The 2,380-nt window shown below is 63.0% G+C and carries 3 protein-coding genes; all 3 read left to right on the forward strand.

The genetic code is table 11. The features are described 5' to 3' along the window. The coding region (locus EN939_RS30250) for a citrate/2-methylcitrate synthase (RefSeq protein ID WP_272483119.1) at positions 1–507 on the forward strand (507 nt) is incomplete at its 5' end. Between the two features lie 186 nt (positions 508–693). After that, positions 694–1,476, forward strand: coding sequence for a 3-hydroxybutyrate dehydrogenase (locus EN939_RS30255; protein ID WP_127270166.1), 783 nt, complete (start codon positions 694–696; stop codon positions 1,474–1,476). A gap of 46 nt (positions 1,477–1,522) precedes the next feature. Next, on the forward strand, positions 1,523–2,380 hold an 858-nt coding region (locus EN939_RS30260; RefSeq protein ID WP_164751353.1), incomplete at its 3' end, for a patatin-like phospholipase family protein.

Below are 2,380 nucleotides of genomic sequence, written 5' to 3' on the forward strand. Positions count from 1 at the left end.
GTGCTGGCCGGGCTCGGCGCGCTAAAGGGGCCGCTGCATGGCGGGGCGCCCGGTCCGGTGATCGAGATGCTGGATGCGATCCAGGCGCATGGCGATGCCGCCGGCTGGCTTCGCGACGAGATCTCGCACGGCAGGCGCATCATGGGTTTCGGGCACCGCATCTACCGTGTGCGCGATCCGCGCGCCGATGTGCTGAAGGCCGTCGTGCGGCAACTCGGCGGCGAGGGCGAAACCGGCCGCCGGCTGGCATTCGCGGAGACAGTGGAACAGGTAGCGCTCGACGTGCTGCGGATCGCCAAGCCGTCGCGCTCGCTGCAGACCAATGTCGAGTTCTACACCGCGCTGCTGTTGGAGGCGGCGGGCTTTCCGCCACAAACCTTCAGCAATGTCTTTGCCGCTGGGCGCGTCGCCGGCTGGATCGCGCATGCGCGCGAACAGCAGACGACCGGGCGGCTGATCCGCCCGCAGTCGCACTATGTCGGGCCGGTGCCGGAGCTGGCTGCCTGAGGCTTATCGGCGCCTGGCGAGCGACCGGCGATCCAAACGATATCCTCCTGGTGAGCGGCCGTGTGGCCGCTCATGACGAAAATTTCATCTCCTCAAAAATTCTGGCCGCTGTTATTGCGTCGCATTGAGCATATATGCTGCAGTGCAACATAAGCTCGCTCTTGCCGCAACCAGAGGACTCCGCCCTTGGCCGCCAGAAAAACCGCAGTCATCACCGGCTCCACATCGGGCATTGGCCTGGCCATCGCCCAGGCGTTGGCGGCCGAAGGCCATAATGTCGTCGTCAACTCTTTCTCCGACACGGCCGCCGACCACGCCATCACTGATGCGATCGCCAAACACCACGGGGTGAAAACCGCCTACATCAAGGCGGACATGTCGAAACCGGCGGAATGCCGGGCGCTTGTCGCCAAGGCGGCTGAGACATTCGGATCGGTCGATATCCTCGTCAACAATGCCGGCATCCAGCATGTCGCGCCGGTTGAGGACTTTCCGATCGAGAAATGGGACGCCATCATCGCCATCAACCTGTCGTCGGCGTTCCACACCATTGCAGCCGCGATCCCGCTGATGAAGGAGGCCGGCGGTGGCCGGATCGTCAACATCGCCTCGGCGCACGGCCTGGTCGCGTCGCCGTTCAAATCGGCCTATGTCTCGGCGAAGCATGGCATCATGGGTTTGACCAAGACCGTTGCACTCGAACTGGCGCGTGAAAAAATTACCTGCAACGCCATCTGCCCCGGATATGTGCTGACGCCGCTGGTCGAGGCGCAGATCCCCGACCAGATGAAAGCCCATCAGATGGATCGCGAGACCGTCATCCGTGAGGTCATGCTGGACAAGCAGCCGACCAAGGAATTCGTCACGGTGGAGCAGATCGCGGCAGCGGCGGTGTTCCTGTGCTCGGACGCGGCAGCGCAGGTCAACGGCACGCATCTCTCGGTCGATGGCGGCTGGACCGCCGCGTGAGGCGCAAAATCTTCTCATCTATCCAAAACGAACCAAGGACGACGCCATGACCAAAAACGGCAAGGCGGAGGAGACAAAGAAGAAGATCAACATCGCGCTTCAGGGCGGCGGCTCGCACGGGGCCTTTTCCTGGGGTGTGCTCGACCGCCTGCTGGAGGACGGACGGCTGGAGATATCAGCAGTGTCCGGCACCAGCGCCGGCGCCATGAACGCAGTGGCGCTGGCCGACGGATATGTGCGCGGAGGTGTCGAGGGAGCGCGGCAGAAACTTGACGATTTCTGGCGCGCGGTGGCGGCCAAGGGCCGGTTCAGCCCGGTACACCGCATGCCGTGGGATGTCGCCTGGGGCAACTGGTCGATCGAGAATACGCCTGGCTATGTCTTCTTCGACACCATGTCGCGGGTGTTCTCGCCCTATGTCGCCAATCCGCTCGGCTTCAACCCGCTGCGCGACGTGGTTCAGCAGGAGATCGATTTCGACAATGTCCGCGCCTGCAAGTCAATGGAACTGTTCATCTCGGCGACCAATGTCGAGACCGGACAGTTGCGCGTCTTTTCCGATGGCGAGATCGACCTCGACACGGTGATGGCCTCGGCCTGCCTGCCGCAACTGTTCCGTGCTGTCGAGATCAAGGGGGTGCCCTATTGGGATGGCGGCTATGGCGGCAACCCGGCGCTTTATCCGTTCTTCAAGACGGCTGCGACCGAGGACGTGCTTCTGGTGCAGATCAATCCGGTGGTGCGGGAGGGAACACCAAGAAGCGCCAACGAGATCCAGAACCGCATCGACGAGATCGCCTTCAACGCCGGGTTGCTGCGCGAATTCCGCTCGATCGCCTTCGTCAAGGAACTGATCGCCGCCGGCCGTCTGCCGCATGGCGAGTATCGCGATATCCGCATGCAC

Source organism: Mesorhizobium sp. M7A.F.Ca.CA.002.05.1.1 (genome assembly GCF_003998335.1).
Lineage (GTDB): Bacteria > Pseudomonadota > Alphaproteobacteria > Rhizobiales > Rhizobiaceae > Mesorhizobium.